The organism is Prochlorococcus sp. ALOHA_ZT_50 (assembly GCF_022447305.1).
In the GTDB taxonomy this organism is placed as follows: Bacteria; Cyanobacteriota; Cyanobacteriia; order PCC-6307; family Cyanobiaceae; genus Prochlorococcus_A.
In genome coordinates this window covers 1-14,685 of the sequence record NZ_JAKVCI010000016.1, presented here as the reverse complement: position 1 = coordinate 14,685, position 14,685 = coordinate 1, and the positions used below count along the sequence as shown (strand labels likewise).

Annotated in this window: 16 protein-coding genes and 1 tRNA gene; 8 read left to right on the top strand and 9 right to left on the bottom strand. The window is 32.0% G+C overall.

All coding sequences use genetic code 11. The annotated features are described in order from the left end of the window. Positions 1 to 217 precede the first annotated feature (217 nt). Complete coding sequence (locus MK115_RS05630) at positions 218 to 2,251, top strand: glycogen debranching protein (RefSeq protein WP_287610110.1); 2,034 nt, start codon at positions 218 to 220, stop codon at positions 2,249 to 2,251. 1 nt (position 2,252) lies between these two features. On the opposite strand, the gene MK115_RS05625 is transcribed toward MK115_RS05630, so the two are convergent. After that, positions 2,253 to 2,323, bottom strand: a tRNA-Gly gene (locus MK115_RS05625). A gap of 112 nt (positions 2,324 to 2,435) precedes the next feature. On the opposite strand from MK115_RS05625, the gene MK115_RS05620 reads away from it, so the two are divergent. From MK115_RS05620 to plsY, 5 genes are read left to right on the top strand one after another with little or no spacing between them, the layout of a single operon-like run. Further along, positions 2,436 to 3,782 (top strand): MFS transporter, encoded by a 1,347-nt coding sequence (locus tag MK115_RS05620; RefSeq protein ID WP_287610167.1) that lies wholly within the window; start codon positions 2,436 to 2,438, stop codon positions 3,780 to 3,782. A gap of 9 nt (positions 3,783 to 3,791) precedes the next feature. Further along, entirely contained in the window at positions 3,792 to 4,547 is a 756-nt protein-coding gene (locus tag MK115_RS05615; RefSeq protein ID WP_025937520.1) for an MlaE family ABC transporter permease, read from the top strand. A gap of 4 nt (positions 4,548 to 4,551) precedes the next feature. Further along, the gene (locus tag MK115_RS05610) at positions 4,552 to 4,956 is read left to right on the top strand and encodes a DUF3119 family protein (protein ID WP_012008209.1); all 405 of its coding nucleotides are present in this window, start codon (positions 4,552 to 4,554) and stop codon (positions 4,954 to 4,956) included. Positions 4,957 to 4,991: 35 nt separating this feature from the next. Further along, on the top strand, positions 4,992 to 6,002 hold the full coding sequence (locus MK115_RS05605) for a DUF3086 domain-containing protein (RefSeq protein ID WP_287610103.1): 1,011 nt from the start codon (positions 4,992 to 4,994) through the stop codon (positions 6,000 to 6,002). Between the two features lie 5 nt (positions 6,003 to 6,007). Beyond that, on the top strand, positions 6,008 to 6,601 hold the full coding sequence (gene plsY, locus MK115_RS05600; protein ID WP_025968241.1) for a glycerol-3-phosphate 1-O-acyltransferase PlsY: 594 nt from the start codon (positions 6,008 to 6,010) through the stop codon (positions 6,599 to 6,601). On the opposite strand, the gene pyrF is transcribed toward plsY, so the two are convergent. From pyrF to MK115_RS05585, 3 genes are read right to left on the bottom strand one after another with little or no spacing between them, the layout of a single operon-like run. Continuing rightward, the gene (gene pyrF, locus MK115_RS05595) at positions 6,585 to 7,313 is read right to left on the bottom strand and encodes an orotidine-5'-phosphate decarboxylase (RefSeq protein WP_287610100.1); all 729 of its coding nucleotides are present in this window, start codon (positions 7,311 to 7,313) and stop codon (positions 6,585 to 6,587) included. The genes plsY and pyrF overlap by 17 nt on opposite strands. A gap of 6 nt (positions 7,314 to 7,319) precedes the next feature. Beyond that, positions 7,320 to 8,558: a tyrosine--tRNA ligase gene (gene tyrS, locus MK115_RS05590; protein WP_287610099.1), complete on the bottom strand. Its 1,239-nt coding sequence runs from the start codon at positions 8,556 to 8,558 to the stop codon at positions 7,320 to 7,322. Positions 8,559 to 8,577: 19 nt separating this feature from the next. After that, entirely contained in the window at positions 8,578 to 8,901 is a 324-nt protein-coding gene (locus MK115_RS05585) for a DUF1825 family protein (protein WP_002807348.1), read from the bottom strand. Positions 8,902 to 9,052: 151 nt separating this feature from the next. On the opposite strand from MK115_RS05585, the gene MK115_RS05580 reads away from it, so the two are divergent. Both MK115_RS05580 and MK115_RS05575 read left to right on the top strand, forming a co-directional pair. Continuing rightward, the gene (locus MK115_RS05580; RefSeq protein WP_287610094.1) at positions 9,053 to 9,664 is read left to right on the top strand and encodes a hypothetical protein; all 612 of its coding nucleotides are present in this window, start codon (positions 9,053 to 9,055) and stop codon (positions 9,662 to 9,664) included. A gap of 24 nt (positions 9,665 to 9,688) precedes the next feature. Next, positions 9,689 to 11,161, top strand: a complete 1,473-nt coding sequence (locus MK115_RS05575; protein ID WP_287610092.1) for a leucyl aminopeptidase — start codon at positions 9,689 to 9,691, stop codon at positions 11,159 to 11,161. 12 nt (positions 11,162 to 11,173) lie between these two features. On the opposite strand, the gene msrA is transcribed toward MK115_RS05575, so the two are convergent. The 5 genes from msrA to MK115_RS05550 all read right to left on the bottom strand — a co-directional run. After that, on the bottom strand, positions 11,174 to 11,776 hold the full coding sequence (gene msrA / locus MK115_RS05570) for a peptide-methionine (S)-S-oxide reductase MsrA (protein ID WP_287610090.1): 603 nt from the start codon (positions 11,774 to 11,776) through the stop codon (positions 11,174 to 11,176). Between the two features lie 16 nt (positions 11,777 to 11,792). Then, positions 11,793 to 12,971, bottom strand: coding sequence for a lipid-A-disaccharide synthase (lpxB, locus tag MK115_RS05565; RefSeq protein WP_287610088.1), 1,179 nt, complete (start codon positions 12,969 to 12,971; stop codon positions 11,793 to 11,795). Then, a complete protein-coding gene (gene lpxA / locus MK115_RS05560) occupies positions 12,968 to 13,810 on the bottom strand; it encodes an acyl-ACP--UDP-N-acetylglucosamine O-acyltransferase (protein ID WP_287610087.1) in 843 nt (280 codons plus the stop codon). Before lpxA ends, lpxB begins: the two co-directional genes overlap by 4 nt. Positions 13,811 to 13,814: 4 nt before the next feature. After that, positions 13,815 to 14,273, bottom strand: coding sequence for a 3-hydroxyacyl-ACP dehydratase FabZ (fabZ, locus tag MK115_RS05555; protein ID WP_287610086.1), 459 nt, complete (start codon positions 14,271 to 14,273; stop codon positions 13,815 to 13,817). Between the two features lie 17 nt (positions 14,274 to 14,290). Continuing rightward, a partial coding sequence (locus MK115_RS05550) for a UDP-3-O-acyl-N-acetylglucosamine deacetylase (protein WP_287610084.1) occupies positions 14,291 to 14,685 on the bottom strand: 395 nt, incomplete at its 5' end.

The following is a 14,685-nucleotide window of genomic DNA, read 5'->3' as shown; positions in this document are numbered from 1 at the left end:
TCTCATTATTAAACTTTCTCTATAAATCGTTTTATGCACTGAGCAGATGGATGAAGAAATTGTAATTAATTAGAAAATTAATACTCTCCAAGATCTAATAAAGTTGATTAGTGAAGCCTTAAATTTGAGTTTTTTTTTAAATTTTGCATCTATTATTCAAATATCAGTAATTTAAATAAATTATCTCAATATTTAACTAATCAATGATAAAGAGAAAGTGATTCATCTCAATAAAGGTAAACCATTTCCTTTAGGGAGTTCTCTAACTTCACAAGGGATTAATTTTTCCTTAGTAGCCACAAATGCAGAATATGTAGAAATCTTATTGTTTGAGAAAGAGGACTCTATTTCCCCAAAAAGCATATTCAAATTAGATCAGACTCATAATAAAGGTCCTTACTGGCATGCGGAAATAAAAAATCTAGATGAAGGTTGTATTTATGCTTTTAGAGTAAAACAAAAAAATAATGAAATTAATAATAACTATGAAAAAAAAGTATTACTTGATCCATGTTCAAGGGGTATTACCGGATGGGGAAGTTATAAAAGAGAAAATGCATTAAAAACGCAAGAAAATACTAATTCTTGTCTTAAAAGCGTTGTTTGCGATAGAAAATTATTTAATTTTAAGGATTATCCAAGACCGAAACATTCTTGGGAAGAAACAATTATTTATGAACTCCATATCAAAGCTTTCACTGAATCAACTGATAAAGATGAAAGTTGTTTTAAGAAATTTTTAAAAAAAATTCCGTATCTCAAAGAACTGGGTATTACAACAATTGAATTACTTCCAATTTTTTGTTTTGATCCTACTGATGCCCCAAATGGTCTAAAAAATTTTTGGGGATATAGTCCAATTAATTGGTTTACTCCGCATTTTGAATATCTTTCGAATGAATCCGCCGAAAAGAATAGAGAGGAATTTAGAAGATTTGTAGAGGAATGTCATAAAGCAGACATTGAAGTCATCTTAGATGTTGTATACAATCACACTTCCGAAGGTGATTCAAAAGGGCCAGCAATATCTTGGAAAGGTATAGATGAAAATCTTTATTACTTTATTGGAAAAGATAAAAATTATCAGGACGTCTCCGGATGTGGTAATACTATTGCAGCAAACAGAGGATTAGTTAGAAAACTAATAATTGAATCATTAAAATGTTGGGCGAGTGAATTAGGAGTTGATGGTTTTAGATTTGATTTAGGAATTGCCCTATCAAGAGGAGAAAATCTTTCACCGCTTGATAATCCTCCAATTTTTGAAGATATAGAATGTGAACCAGAACTTATCGATATCAAGTTCATAAGTGAGCCATGGGATTGTGGCGGTTTATATAAATTAGGTGATTTCCCATCTAAGAATACTTTCACTTGGAATGGTCATTTTAGAGATGACTTGAGGAGATTTTGGAAGGGGGATAAAGATACAGCTTGGAATATGAGCGATAAAATAAAAGGGACGCCATCTATTTATAAAGAAGATAATATTTTTCCAAAGTCGATAAATTTTATTACTTCACATGATGGATTCACTCTAAAAGACTTAGTAACTTTCAATAGAAAACATAATTTTGCCAATAGAGAACAAAATAGAGATGGAGATAACCATAACAATTCTTGGAATCATGGTACTGAGGGACCAACTACGAACTTATTAATCAATGATTTAAGAAAAAGACAACAAAAAAATCTTATTCTTAGTTTACTTATCTCTAAAGGTGTTCCAATGATACTTATGGGTGATGAGATAGGAAGATCACAAGGCGGGAACAATAATTCTTGGTGCCAAAATAATTTATTGGGCTGGATGAATTGGGAACATGGTCAACAAGATTTGGAATTATTAGAATATTTTAAATACGTTATAAAAATCCGAAAAAAACTAATAAACATTTTCAATCCATCATTCTTCCCTAATAATCAAACCAATGAAAATATTCCAACATATCATTGGCATGGAACAAAGTTAGATAGCCCCGATTGGAGTAGTTGGTCTCACACAGTTGCCTTTAGCATTAACAAAGACAATACTAGTCCGCTGGTTTGGATAGGTTTAAATGCATATTCAAAAAGTATCGATTTCCCCTTGCCGAAATGTAAATATAATTGGTTAAAAGTTATTGACACTAGCATGTCTGAGATTTTTGAACCCTTAACTATTAATGAAAAATCTGTTTCAATAAAGAGTAGAAGCTCTTTACTAATCATTTCAGAAGAAGTATTTGGGGCAAAAAATAATTTATTCTAAAAGCGGGCGGCGGGAATCGAACCCGCATCTTCAGCTTGGAAGGCTGAGGTTTTACCACTAAACCACGCCCGCATTAAGTAATAGAATTACCATTGCAATAATACATTATCAAACAATAAACAAAGTAAAAAGATTGGAAAATTCACACTCGAAAAAAAATATTTCTAGATCAACAACAAGATTAATGTTCTCTTATGGGCTAGGAGATGCAGGCACAGGTTTAGTCGCGACACAATTTGGTTTTTTTCTTTTCAAATTCTTTATTTCTGCTGGTTTACCAGTAATAATTGCAGGTTCATTATTAATGTTAATAAAGATATGGGATGCAGTAAATGATCCGTTAATTGGATGGTTAAGTGATCGTACTAAATCAAGATGGGGGCCTAGAATCCCTTGGATGGTAGCAGCATCTGTTCCTCTTGGTTTCTCTTTAGCTGCGATATGGTGGACACCCACTGGTTCCGTGCTAACCAAGACTATTTACTATGCCATAATTTCTATAATCGTAATGACTGCTTATACAAGTATTAATCTTCCTTTTGCAGCTCTATCTACTGAAATTTCTGAAAAAACAGCAATAAGAACAAGACTAAACGCATCTAGATTTACTGGCTCAATAATTGCAGGACTAACTGGTTTAATAATTGCTGGAGTTGTATTAGGTTCCGAAGGATCAGCAAATAATGAATATTTTTTAATGGGTAAAATAAGCGGATGTATTGCAGTTGCTGCAACATTAATTTCTTGTTGGGGATTAGCTCCATTCGCAAAAAAAGCAAGAAGGCCTTCAGGAAAAGTTGAAGCTATAACACTTCAATTCAAAAGGATCTTCAGAAATAAAAAATTTCTAAAAGTTATTACGCTTTATATTCTTCTCTGGTGCGCCTTACAATTAATGCAAACAGTAGCGTTAATCTATGTAGAGGATGTACTGAATGTACCAACATATATTGCGAAGTGGATCCCGATACCTTTCCAAATTAGCGCTTTAGTGGGTTTACAAATATGGACCAGAGTATCAAATAAATTGAACAGGATTTCAGCTTTAAACTATGGAGCGATTATGTGGATTATTTCATGTACAGCAGCTTTATTTTTACCTTCATTATCAAAAATTTCAGGAGTTGGAGATAGTTTATTCCTAAATGCCAGCAACATATTTCTGTTCATTCTTTTAATTTTCATAATCTGTCTTATTGGCATTGGAGCTTCAACCGCTTTTCTTATCCCTTGGTCACTACTTCCTGATGCAATAGACGAAGACCCAGAGAAACCAGCAGGATTATATACTGCTTGGATGGTACTTATTCAGAAGATTGGTATCGCGTTTAGTGTTCAATTATTAGGATTTTTATTGTATTTATCAGGTTATCAATCATGCTTTGTTGATAAAGATGGTCTAAATATTATTGAACAATGCTACTCAGCACAATTAACTATTAGATTATGTATTGGTTTTATACCCTCAATATTGGTAATAATTGGTCTTTTAATCATGAGAAAATGGGATCGAAAATTAATTACAAACTAATATAAAGATATGTATTACCTTAATTTTTTCAAAAGACTTCTAAGCAGCTTAATCATTGGCGGGCAAGCAATTAATTTTATCTTTAAGGGTAAAATTTCCAAAAATGATCTCTTTGACCAACTTATGGAGTCAGGTCCTGGCAGTTTATTAATTGTATTAATTACAGGAATTGCCGCAGGTACAGTTTTTAATATTCAAGTTGCATCACAACTTACAAGTATGGGGGTTTCAAGTGAAATTGGAGGTTTATTAGCAGTAGGCATGGCAAGAGAAATGGCTCCTCTTCTAACTGCTACTTTAATGACTGGAAAGGTTGCAACTGCCTATGCTGCTCAACTGGGCACTATGAAAGTCACAGAACAAATTGAGGCAATAACCATGTTAAGGACCGAACCAGTCCAATATTTGGTAGTCCCAAGGTTACTATCGATGGTAATAATGTCTCCAATACAGTGTCTTTTGTTTTTATCTGTAGCTTTATGGAGTGGACAAATTTGGAGCACAATTTTTTATAAAGTTCCTCCAATAGTTTTTTGGACATCTGTAAGATCAGGCAATGTGAGTTTAACCAGTGCAGACTTAACTTCAATGTTAATAAAATCTGTAGTGTTCGGATTACTTATTTCAATCATTGCTTGTGGATATGGACTTACAACCAAAGGAGGTCCAAAAGAAGTTGGAACAAGTACAACAGGTGCAGTTGTAATGACTCTCGTTACTGTATCTTTAATGGATGTATTACTAACACAAATTTTATTTGGATGATTCTATGTTTAACACTAAATCAAAAAAAGAGGAACCAGTAATAATATCTCCATCATTTCAGTTGCCAATCATTCTAATAGTTTTAAGTTTTATGCTTTTGTTTTTGAATATTGGTTCTTTGCCAACAATAGTTTTTGCTTCTTTTAGCTTTTTTTTATTACTTCAGTCATTCACCTTAAGAATAAAAATAACAAATGATGATTTTATCGTTTTACAATTAGGGAAAGAGATTAGAACTTTTCCATTCAAGAACTGGATATCATGGAAATTCTTTTTCCCTATAATCCCAGGTATTTTTTATTTTAGAGAAAAGTCCAGTCCTCATTTATTACCAATTTTATTTAATCCAAAGCAATTAAAAGATGAGCTCATAAAAAAAGTTGACTCCCTGGAAATTAAAAATTCTTAAAATTCAGACTTTGCCTAATCATCAAAATTATTTAAATGACCAATACAGAAATTTCCGACAATAATCCTGAAAAGGAATTAAAAATAGATAAGTCAATTTCAGATGATAAAACAAAACAAATTAGTAAGAAAAATACAACTCAAAATAAAAAAATTACACCGAAAAACGATAAATCAACTAAATCTTTTGATGAAATTTCTAATGAAATTTTTAGAGATCTCTTTTCAAAAAAAGATTCTTTAGTTAAAGAAATAAAAGAGTTAGAAACAAAAAAAAATGAAATAGAAAAAGATATTGAGTCTAATTTTAAAGGACAGTCAGATAATATTGCTAAAAGAGTTAAAGGCTTTCAAGAGTACTTAACTGGAGCTTTGCAGAATCTTTCACAAAACGTAGAGAAACTTGAATTAGTTTCTCAACCAATAATCGTAAAGCCTTCTCCCCTTGATGAGAAAAAGCAAGACAATAGCACAAATAATGTAGTTAATGTTCCTGCTCTTTCCGAGACATTTAAGCCAGATGAAGAGATTATAAAAAGTTGCTTTTCAAGTTTCACAGAACAACCTGACTTTTATGCAGAACCTTGGAAATTAAGACGGAGTCTTGATTCATCAGATATAGAAATTATGGATGATTGGTTCTTTAACATGGGCGGAAGAGGTTCTCTTGAAAGTAGAGGATCTCGACAAAAAAATGCCTTGTTATCAGCTGGCTTAATATCTATTCTTGGCGAATTATATGGAGATCAATTTCAGACTCTTATTTTAGCTTCGCAGCCTGAACGATTAGGTGAATGGAGAAGAATTCTTCAAGATTCACTTGGTCTAACAAGGGATGACTTTGGACCTAATAGTGGGATTGTTCTTTTTGAAAGGCCTGAAGGTGTCATCGAGAGAGCTGATAGATTAGAAGCGAATGAAGAATTGCCATTTATTATCATTGATGCAGCAGAAACCTCTGTTGAAATTCCAATACTTCAATTCCCATTATGGGTTGCATTTGCTGGTTCAGATAATGAAATTTACGATGATCTTGAACTAAACTAAGCTTTATGAATATCTTAATAATTTTTGCAAGTTATCTTTTAGGATCACTTCCGACAGGTTTTTTAATTGGAAAATATCTCAAAAATATAGATCTAAGAACTATAGGTTCTGGATCTACAGGTGCCACAAATGTCTTAAGAAATGTTGGGAAATGGCCAGCACTTTTTGTATTTATCATTGACGTTGGGAAAGGCCTTATTGCAGTAAAAATTGCTCAATATTACACAGATCAAGGATTAATAGAAGTTATAGCAGGGATATCCGCTATCTCAGGACATATTTGGCCAATATGGCTTAGAGGTAAAGGAGGGAAAGCTGTTGCAACTGGATTAGGTATGTTTTTAGCTCTTTCTTGGAAAGTTGGACTCGCATCTCTTGGCATTTTTTTAATAGTCCTAACAAAAACTAAATTTGTTTCTTTATCCAGTATTTCAGCTGCAATCTTACTTCCTATTTTTATGTTTTTTTACCTAGGTAAATTTATGCACTCATATTTTTTTATAAGTTTAATTGTGGCATTATTAGTAATCTGGAAACATAGAACAAACATAACAAGATTGCTTAAGGGAGAAGAATCCAAAATTAATCAGAATCAATAGATTTAAATATTTCTATTAGAGCTTTATTAGGATCTATAGCTTTTGAAATTGATCTGCCAATGACTAACTTAGAAGCGCCATTATCTATAGCTTCATAGGGAGTCATAATTCTATTTTGATCATCTTTATTGTCAATATTTAATCTGATACCTGGTGTAATAAGTTCAAAATTATCCTTATAAATAGATCTCAACATTTTTACCTCCCAAGGGGAACAAACACATCCATCTAATCCGGCATCAAAAGACAACTTTGCAAGTCTCAATACATTTTCTTCAATTGAATTATTTCTATCAAGATCAGTTTGAAAATCTTTAAGAGAAAAGCTTGTTAAAACAGTTATTCCTACAACCAATGGAGGTTTTACACTGACTGAGGTGGCTCCTTCTAAAGATGCTTTTTTCGAATCCTTAAGAGCTTTTAAACCTGCTGAAGCATGAATAGAAATTATATCAACCCCTAATTTTGAAACTTGGAAACATGCTGCACGCATGGTATTTGGAATATCATGAAATTTTAAGTCTAAAAAAATTTTTTTATTTAAACCTTTTAATATTTCAATAACTCTTGGACCTTCCCTAACAAAAAGTTCTAAACCAACTTTAACCCACTTAATATTAGGACATTTTTCCAAAAGTAATTTTGCTTGACTTACATCTAATCCATCAATTGCCAATATTATTTTATCTTCTGAATTAAATCTGTTATTCATCAATTTTCAGTTTTCAAACCTCTTAATTATTTTTTTTCCAATTTGCAAAATTTTTCCTTCCAAATCATTTTTTGAATTAAAAACTAAATCAGGATTTATTACTTTCTGACTATCAATTTTTACACCCCCACCTTTAATAGATCTTTTGGATTCGCTGCTAGATTTGAAAAGTTTTAGAGCACTTAATAAGTAGAAAAACTTTACTGGAAAAACTACTTCTTTTAAAGAAATCTCTGGAATTTCTCCAACTTTTTCTTTGTGTCCAAGGAATAATTTTTCGCAGTTTGATTGCGCCTTTAATGCTTCTTCAGCCCCATGGAATAAAGTAGTAACTTCTAAAGCCATTCTTCTCTGTAATTCACGAGGATTTGAGTTTTCAAGAAAACTTAAATCTAATTCAGTAAGTAATTCAAAATAGGTGGGTATTATATTATCGGGTACTTTTTCTAATTTTGAATACATTGAAAGAGGATCTTCAGTTAAACCGACGGTGTTAAATTCAGATTTACTCATCTTCTTAATTCCATCTAAACCTGTCAAAATTGGCAGCAGAACACCAAATTGAGGGTCTTGTTTAAAATGCCTTTGAAGATCTCTTCCTATTGCAATATTAAATTTCTGATCTGTACCTCCAAGCTCAATATCTGATTGAACAACTACCGAATCGTAACCTTGTAATAGTGGATATAAGAATTCATGCAAAGCAATTGGAACTTGCGAAGTGTACCTTTTATTAAATTCCTCCTTAGCTAGCATTTGACTAACTGTTGCACTCCCCATTAATTCAATTATCGAATTAAGATTTAATCCTTTTAACCATTCACTGTTATATCTAATTTCTATTCTATCTTTTGAATCAAAATCTAAAATAGATTCATTGGCTGGCTTTCCCATCCCTAGTTGGGTTAAGTATGTTTTTGCATTATCCTTAACTTGTTTTTCCGATAACTGAACTCTTGTTTTGTTTTTTCCGGTTGGATCTCCAATTTGAGCAGTAAAATCCCCAATAATTAAAACTGCAATATGTCCATTATCTTGGAATGCCCTAAGTTTTTTAAACAATATGCTGTGCCCAAGATGAATATCGGTTCCAGTTGGATCGATGCCGAGTTTAACCCTTAATTTTTTATTATTTTTTTTCGCATGATCAATTATCTCCGAAAAGGTTTGATCTGTTCCCTTAATTGGAAAATATTCTTCTATTCCTCTTGACAGCCATGATGGCAATATTAAATTATCTGACATGAAGCTTTAACAGTTAAATTTAAGAAGTTTTATCAAGTTCATCCTTCATTCTTATTAAGGTTTTATTCATTTGATCGAACATTTGATCAGGAGTAATCCCAAATTGACTTAACTGTGTCTTTAATTGTTCTACTGTCATTTTTGCTTGAAAATCTTCAGACAATTCAAATCTCTTCATAAAAACCTTATAACGATCCATAAGAGATTCCATTTTTTTTATAAACATTTTTTTCCCTTCTCTGTCAAATTTTCCATAATCAGAGCCAAGTTTCATAAGTTCTTGGTAATCTGTAAAAAGCTTTTTAGCTTCTTCTTGAACGATGTCTGACTCAAAGAATCCCATTTCTATTTTTTTACTTCGCAAGATTAAGGCTCAATTACAAGATAACAAGAATCTTTTAAATTGATTAGAACATTAATAAATTTTAGTTTATAAATAATTCTTTGATTTATATTTTTTCAGAATTAAATTTAGTAGACATGTTTCATAAATATTGGAAAAATTTAACGTAAATAATATTTCAAACCAAAATAGACAATTTGAATTATTTGGTTCAAATGTAAATACATCAATTAATTTTCAACACTCAAATAATCTAAAAATCAAAGGCGAAATCCTAACTGAATGGAGAAATAGAATATATAATCACCAATTCAAAATTTCAAAAGATACTCACAATAAAACTTTGCACCAAACAAGTCTTCCTATAAATACAATTTCCAATGAAAGAAAAATTGATCCGTTTTCCTTGCAGCCATTATCATTGAACTTTTGGAGAACCAATCAATATATACACAATGGGCCAGCAATGTATTTTGTAATTGACTCGATGGAGAGTTCTAAAATAATCCTTTATATAGGAGAAACAAATTCAGCAAATAAAAGATGGAAGGGAGAACATGACTGTAAAAATTACCTCATGAACTATAAAGAAGCCCTAGCTCATAACAAACTCTCAAGTCACCAAGATATTCGTTTCTTCTTAGATGTACCTAAAGAAGTAAAATTAAGACGTAAATTAGAACAGCAACTGATATATTTATGGTTACCACCTTTTAATAAAGAAACTCGAGATAGGTGGGCAACTACTTTCACAAACAACTAAAAGTTAATTAAATCCATTTTACAAATGCAATTTTCCACATTCCAAAAAAATCTAGATAACTGGCAAGGTGCTTCATTAATTTTTGGAGTTTTAGAGGAAGAAATTGCAAGCCAACTTGAAAACATAAAATTTGTTATTGACCCAAAATTATTACTAAAAAAAGTTACTCAAAAAAAATTTAAAGGAGAAAAAGGAAAAACTTTAAGCTTTGAATTTTTAGATCAAAAATTAGAAACTTTAATCATAGTTGGTCTTGGCAAATCAAAAGACCTAAATAAAAGTGATATAGAAAACTCTATAGGAAATCTAGTTAGGAAAACTGTTGATAAAAATGAAAAAATCAGCATCTTGCTACCTTGGGAATTAATAAATTCACAACTAGAAATAAATCAATTAGCAGAGTCAGCCAGATTATCTGCCTATAAGGACAATAGATTCAATAAGAAAAAAGATGAAAAGAAAGTTCTTAAAGAAATAGAGTTTTTGAATTTAAAAAAATTTGAGAATATTAGCTTTGAAGAGACAGCACAAATATGTGAAGGTGTAGAACTAGCAAGAAGACTTGTAGCCGCCCCTCCAAATAGCCTTACTCCTCAGGAAATGTCTATACAAGCTTCTCAAATAGCTAAAGATCATGGTTTGGAAGTAAAAATTTTAGAGGCAAAAGATTGTGAAGATTTAGGAATGGGTGCATATTTAGCTGTAGCAAAAGGTTCTGATCTAGATCCTAAATTTATACATCTTACTTTAAAGTCAGAGGGGCCTATAAAAGAAAAGATTGCGCTTGTTGGGAAGGGTTTAACCTTTGATTCTGGAGGATACAACCTGAAAGTAGGAGCCTCTCAAATTGAAATGATGAAATATGATATGGGCGGAAGCGCTGCAGTTTTAGGAGCAGCAAAAGCACTTGGAGCAATAAAACCAAAGGGATTAGAAATTCATTTTATTGTGGCATCTTGCGAAAACATGATAAATGGATCTGCAGTACATCCTGGAGATGTAGTTAAAGCATCTAATGGTAAGACAATTGAAATAAATAACACTGATGCAGAGGGTAGACTCACATTAGCTGATGCTTTAACTTACGCATCAAATTTAAAACCGGATTCAATAATAGATCTCGCCACTTTAACAGGAGCTATTGTTGTTGCATTAGGGAATGATGTAGCTGGATTCTGGAGCAATAATGATGATCTAGCAAATGACCTAAAAGCTGCATCAGCCCAGTCTGGAGAAGAATTATGGCAAATGCCTTTACAAAAATCTTATAAAGAAGGGTTAAAGTCTCATATAGCTGACATGAAAAATACAGGTCCTAGAGCAGGTGGGTCAATAACTGCTGCTTTGTTTTTAGAGGAATTCTTTGATAAAGAGATTAAATGGGCTCATATTGATATTGCTGGGACTTGTTGGACTGATAAGAATAAGGGGATTAATCCATCAGGTGCAACCGGTTTTGGAGTTAAAACTCTTGTTCAATGGATTAAAAATAAATAACTATATTTAAAATCATTCAGTCCAAAGATTTATTGATCTAGCGTTATCCCCCCATAATTTATCCAATCTCTGATCTCTCCCACATGAGAATCTATAGAACTTATATTTTAATTCATTTCTCTCAGCAAAATCCTGATGATATTCTTCAGCCAACCAAAATTTACCTTTTGATTTTAGTTCTACAGATATTTTTTCTAATGGCACTCGCAATTCATTAGAGGCCGAAAGAATTGCATTTTTTGCATCACTTTCCTCAGTTTCATCTTTGAAAAAGATCACTGGCCTATAAGAATCTCCACGATCACAAAATTGACCCTTGCCGTCTAGAGGATCAATATTTCTAAAATAGAGCCTAAGTATCTCGGGTAAAGTTACCAATTGGGAATCATAGTCCACCAAAACCACTTCCTGATGTCCTTCATGATTTTCGTAGGTAGGATTTTGTAAATCTCCACCTGAATAGCCACTTTGTACAAAATTTATCCCCTTTAATGACTCTAAATCATGTTCTAAACACCAAAAACAACCTCCTGCAAGAATCAATTCCTCTGCAAAAGCGTTTACAGGGTTGATAAACATTGAAAGAGCAATTATTAAAGGTAAAAAATATTTCATTTTTTTATTATAAAGTTCAAATAATAGAATTAATAATCTCTTTAGCAGCTCTCTGGACTACGCCCTCTTCTCCTAATTCTTTTTTTAAAAAAGCATAACCTTTTTTAATTTTTATTTTTTCTGACTTTCCCTCAAGAATCCTACAAGATTTATAGAAAATTTTCTTTTCATCAAACTCCTTTTGTACAAACTCAGGGATTATTAATTTATTAACTAACAAATTTACAGGGGAAATAAATCTTACTTTGAAATTGAGAATTTTTTTAGCAATAAAAGCAGTTACCCTACTTACTCTATAACCAACAATCTGTGGGATTCCATATAAAGCTAATTCCATATTAACTGTCCCAGATTTACAAAGAGCAATTTTAGTAAGCGAATAAATATAAGGCTTTAATTTTGCACTATCTTTTTGAGAAATCACAAGTCCTTTAACTTGATATTTTCTAAAGGCTTTTTTGAATATTTCATCAAAAGCATCCCGACAGGAGGGAATATAGACAACCAAACTTGGATATTTTTGTTGTAATTTTTTAGCCGATTTCATAAAAGTAGGTAATATATATCGCAATTCTTGAGGTCTTGATGCGGGCATTAAAAGTATGATGTTTTGATCTGGGCGAAGGTTTAAAATAGTTCTGGCATCTTTCTTTAGAGGAAGTTTTTTTGTCAAATCAATCATTGGATGTCCAACCCACAAAACATTTCCGCCCCTCTTTTTATAAAATGCTGCTTCTTTCTTGAAAATCGCAAAAATTTTATCAGAAAATTTTATTAGATTTGTTGTAGTATTATTGCCAACCCTCCAAGCCCACTCTTGAGGAGCAATATAGTAAAAAATTGGAATTTTAGTCTTCGATCTTTTTAATTTAGTACCAATTTTTATATTGGGACCCATATAGTCAATCAAAATTAAGCAATCTGGAGGATATTTTTTTAGTAATTTATAGAACCTTTTTTGAATTCTTATTGTTGGAATAATAAGAGGTAAAGCCTCCCAAATTCCTATTGCACTAATTGATGTAGTATCTTGAAGAATTTTTACACCTTCTTTCTTCATCCTTTCCCCACCTAATCCGCAAATTTCTAAATCTATAGATTTTTTTTTAGCTTCATCTAATAATGCTTTTGATAACAAACTTCCGTGCAAATCTCCAGAGACTTCTCCAGTACTTATAAATATCTTTTTATTCATAAATTCACTATAGGCATTGGTCCTCGTCTTTCTTTAGATATTGACTCTTTTAAGAAATTACATAATTTTGAAGATGAAATATCTAATTCTCCTTTCATTACTTTTTCTAATGAATTTGAAATCGCATCATTAGATTTAAAAAGTAGATTCCAAGTACTTTGAAGTAATTTTAAGTCAAAATCTTTATTTTCCATTAAACCACTTCTCTTAATTCCAATCCTATTTAAACCTCTCAATCTTCCTGGATGCCCTTCGGCCAAACAAAAAGGAGGTACATCTCTATCTACTCTAGTCATCCCTCCAATCATTGCTAAATATCCAATATGTACAAACTGATGAATACCTAAACAACCGCCAATAATAGCTTTATCTTCAATCTTTACATGGCCTGCAACTTGAACACTATTTGATAAAACTATCCTATTACCAAGTTCACAATTATGGCCGATATGAGTGTAAGCCATCAACAAATTATTATTTCCAATAATTGTTTTTTCGCCCTCATCAGTTGCCTTATTAATAGTTACACATTCTCTGAAAGTATTATTATCTCCAATAATTACTTCAGTATGGGCCCCTTTATATTTAAGGTCCTGGGGATCAAGACCTATAAAAACACTTGGGAAAACTTTATTGTTAATACCAATTTGAGTTCTTCCTGAAATAACAGCATTCGGTCCTATTTCGGTTCCTTTCCCGATAGTCACATCAGGACCGACAATAGCTCCTTGAGAGATAATAACCCCATCATGTAATTCGGCACTTGGATCAACAAAAGCATTTGGGTGAACTTTTACACCACTAAAGCTTGAGTTTAATTCAGTATTTTTATGATCCATATCCCTAATCAACTAATGAAAACATTAATTCTCCAGCACAAACCAACTTCCCATCAACATGCGCCTCACCTTTAACCTTCCCAAATCTTTGTCTTTTAATAGACAATAACTCACAAGAAATTATCAATTGATCTCCAGGCACAACTGGTTTTCTGAATTTAACATTATTGATTCCAGCAAAGACGAAAAGTCCTTTAGGAAGATCGGGCATTTGCGTTACAATTATTCCACCAACTTGAGCCATTGATTCAACAATAAGAACCCCAGGCATCAAGGGTCTCTCAGGAAAATGTCCCTGAAATTGAGGCTCATTTATAGTTACATTTTTTACTGCAACAGCTCTCTCCCCAGGAATATTCTCTATAACTTTGTCCACAAGAGCAAAAGGATATCTGTGAGGTAATAAACCTAGTATGTGCTCAGAGGAAAGTTGATTATTTTCACTGGATAATTTCTTTTCCAAAACAATTAAAGATAAAGTTAATTTTTTAGCGATGAGGCCAATAAAGCATTTAAAGAATGTGATCCTTTATAAACTAAAATTTGAGCCTTAGGTAACCCTACCAAAGCCAAGTCCCCAATTAGGTCTAAAATTTTATGTCTTATTGGTTCATTATCAAATCTTAATGGTGGATTAACCCATTTATCACCGTCACAAACAAGGGCATTTTCCAAACTTCCACCTTTTATTAATCCAAGTTCACTTAACTCTTGAAATTGATCTTTAAAACCAAATGTTCTGGCAGGAGCAATCATTTCAACAAAACTTTTTGGATTTAAATCAATCACAAAAGTTTGATTTCCAATTGCTTTATAAGCAAAATATATTGTAGATATAATTGTAGTTTTTTCAGAAGGGATAGCTGCTATTACTG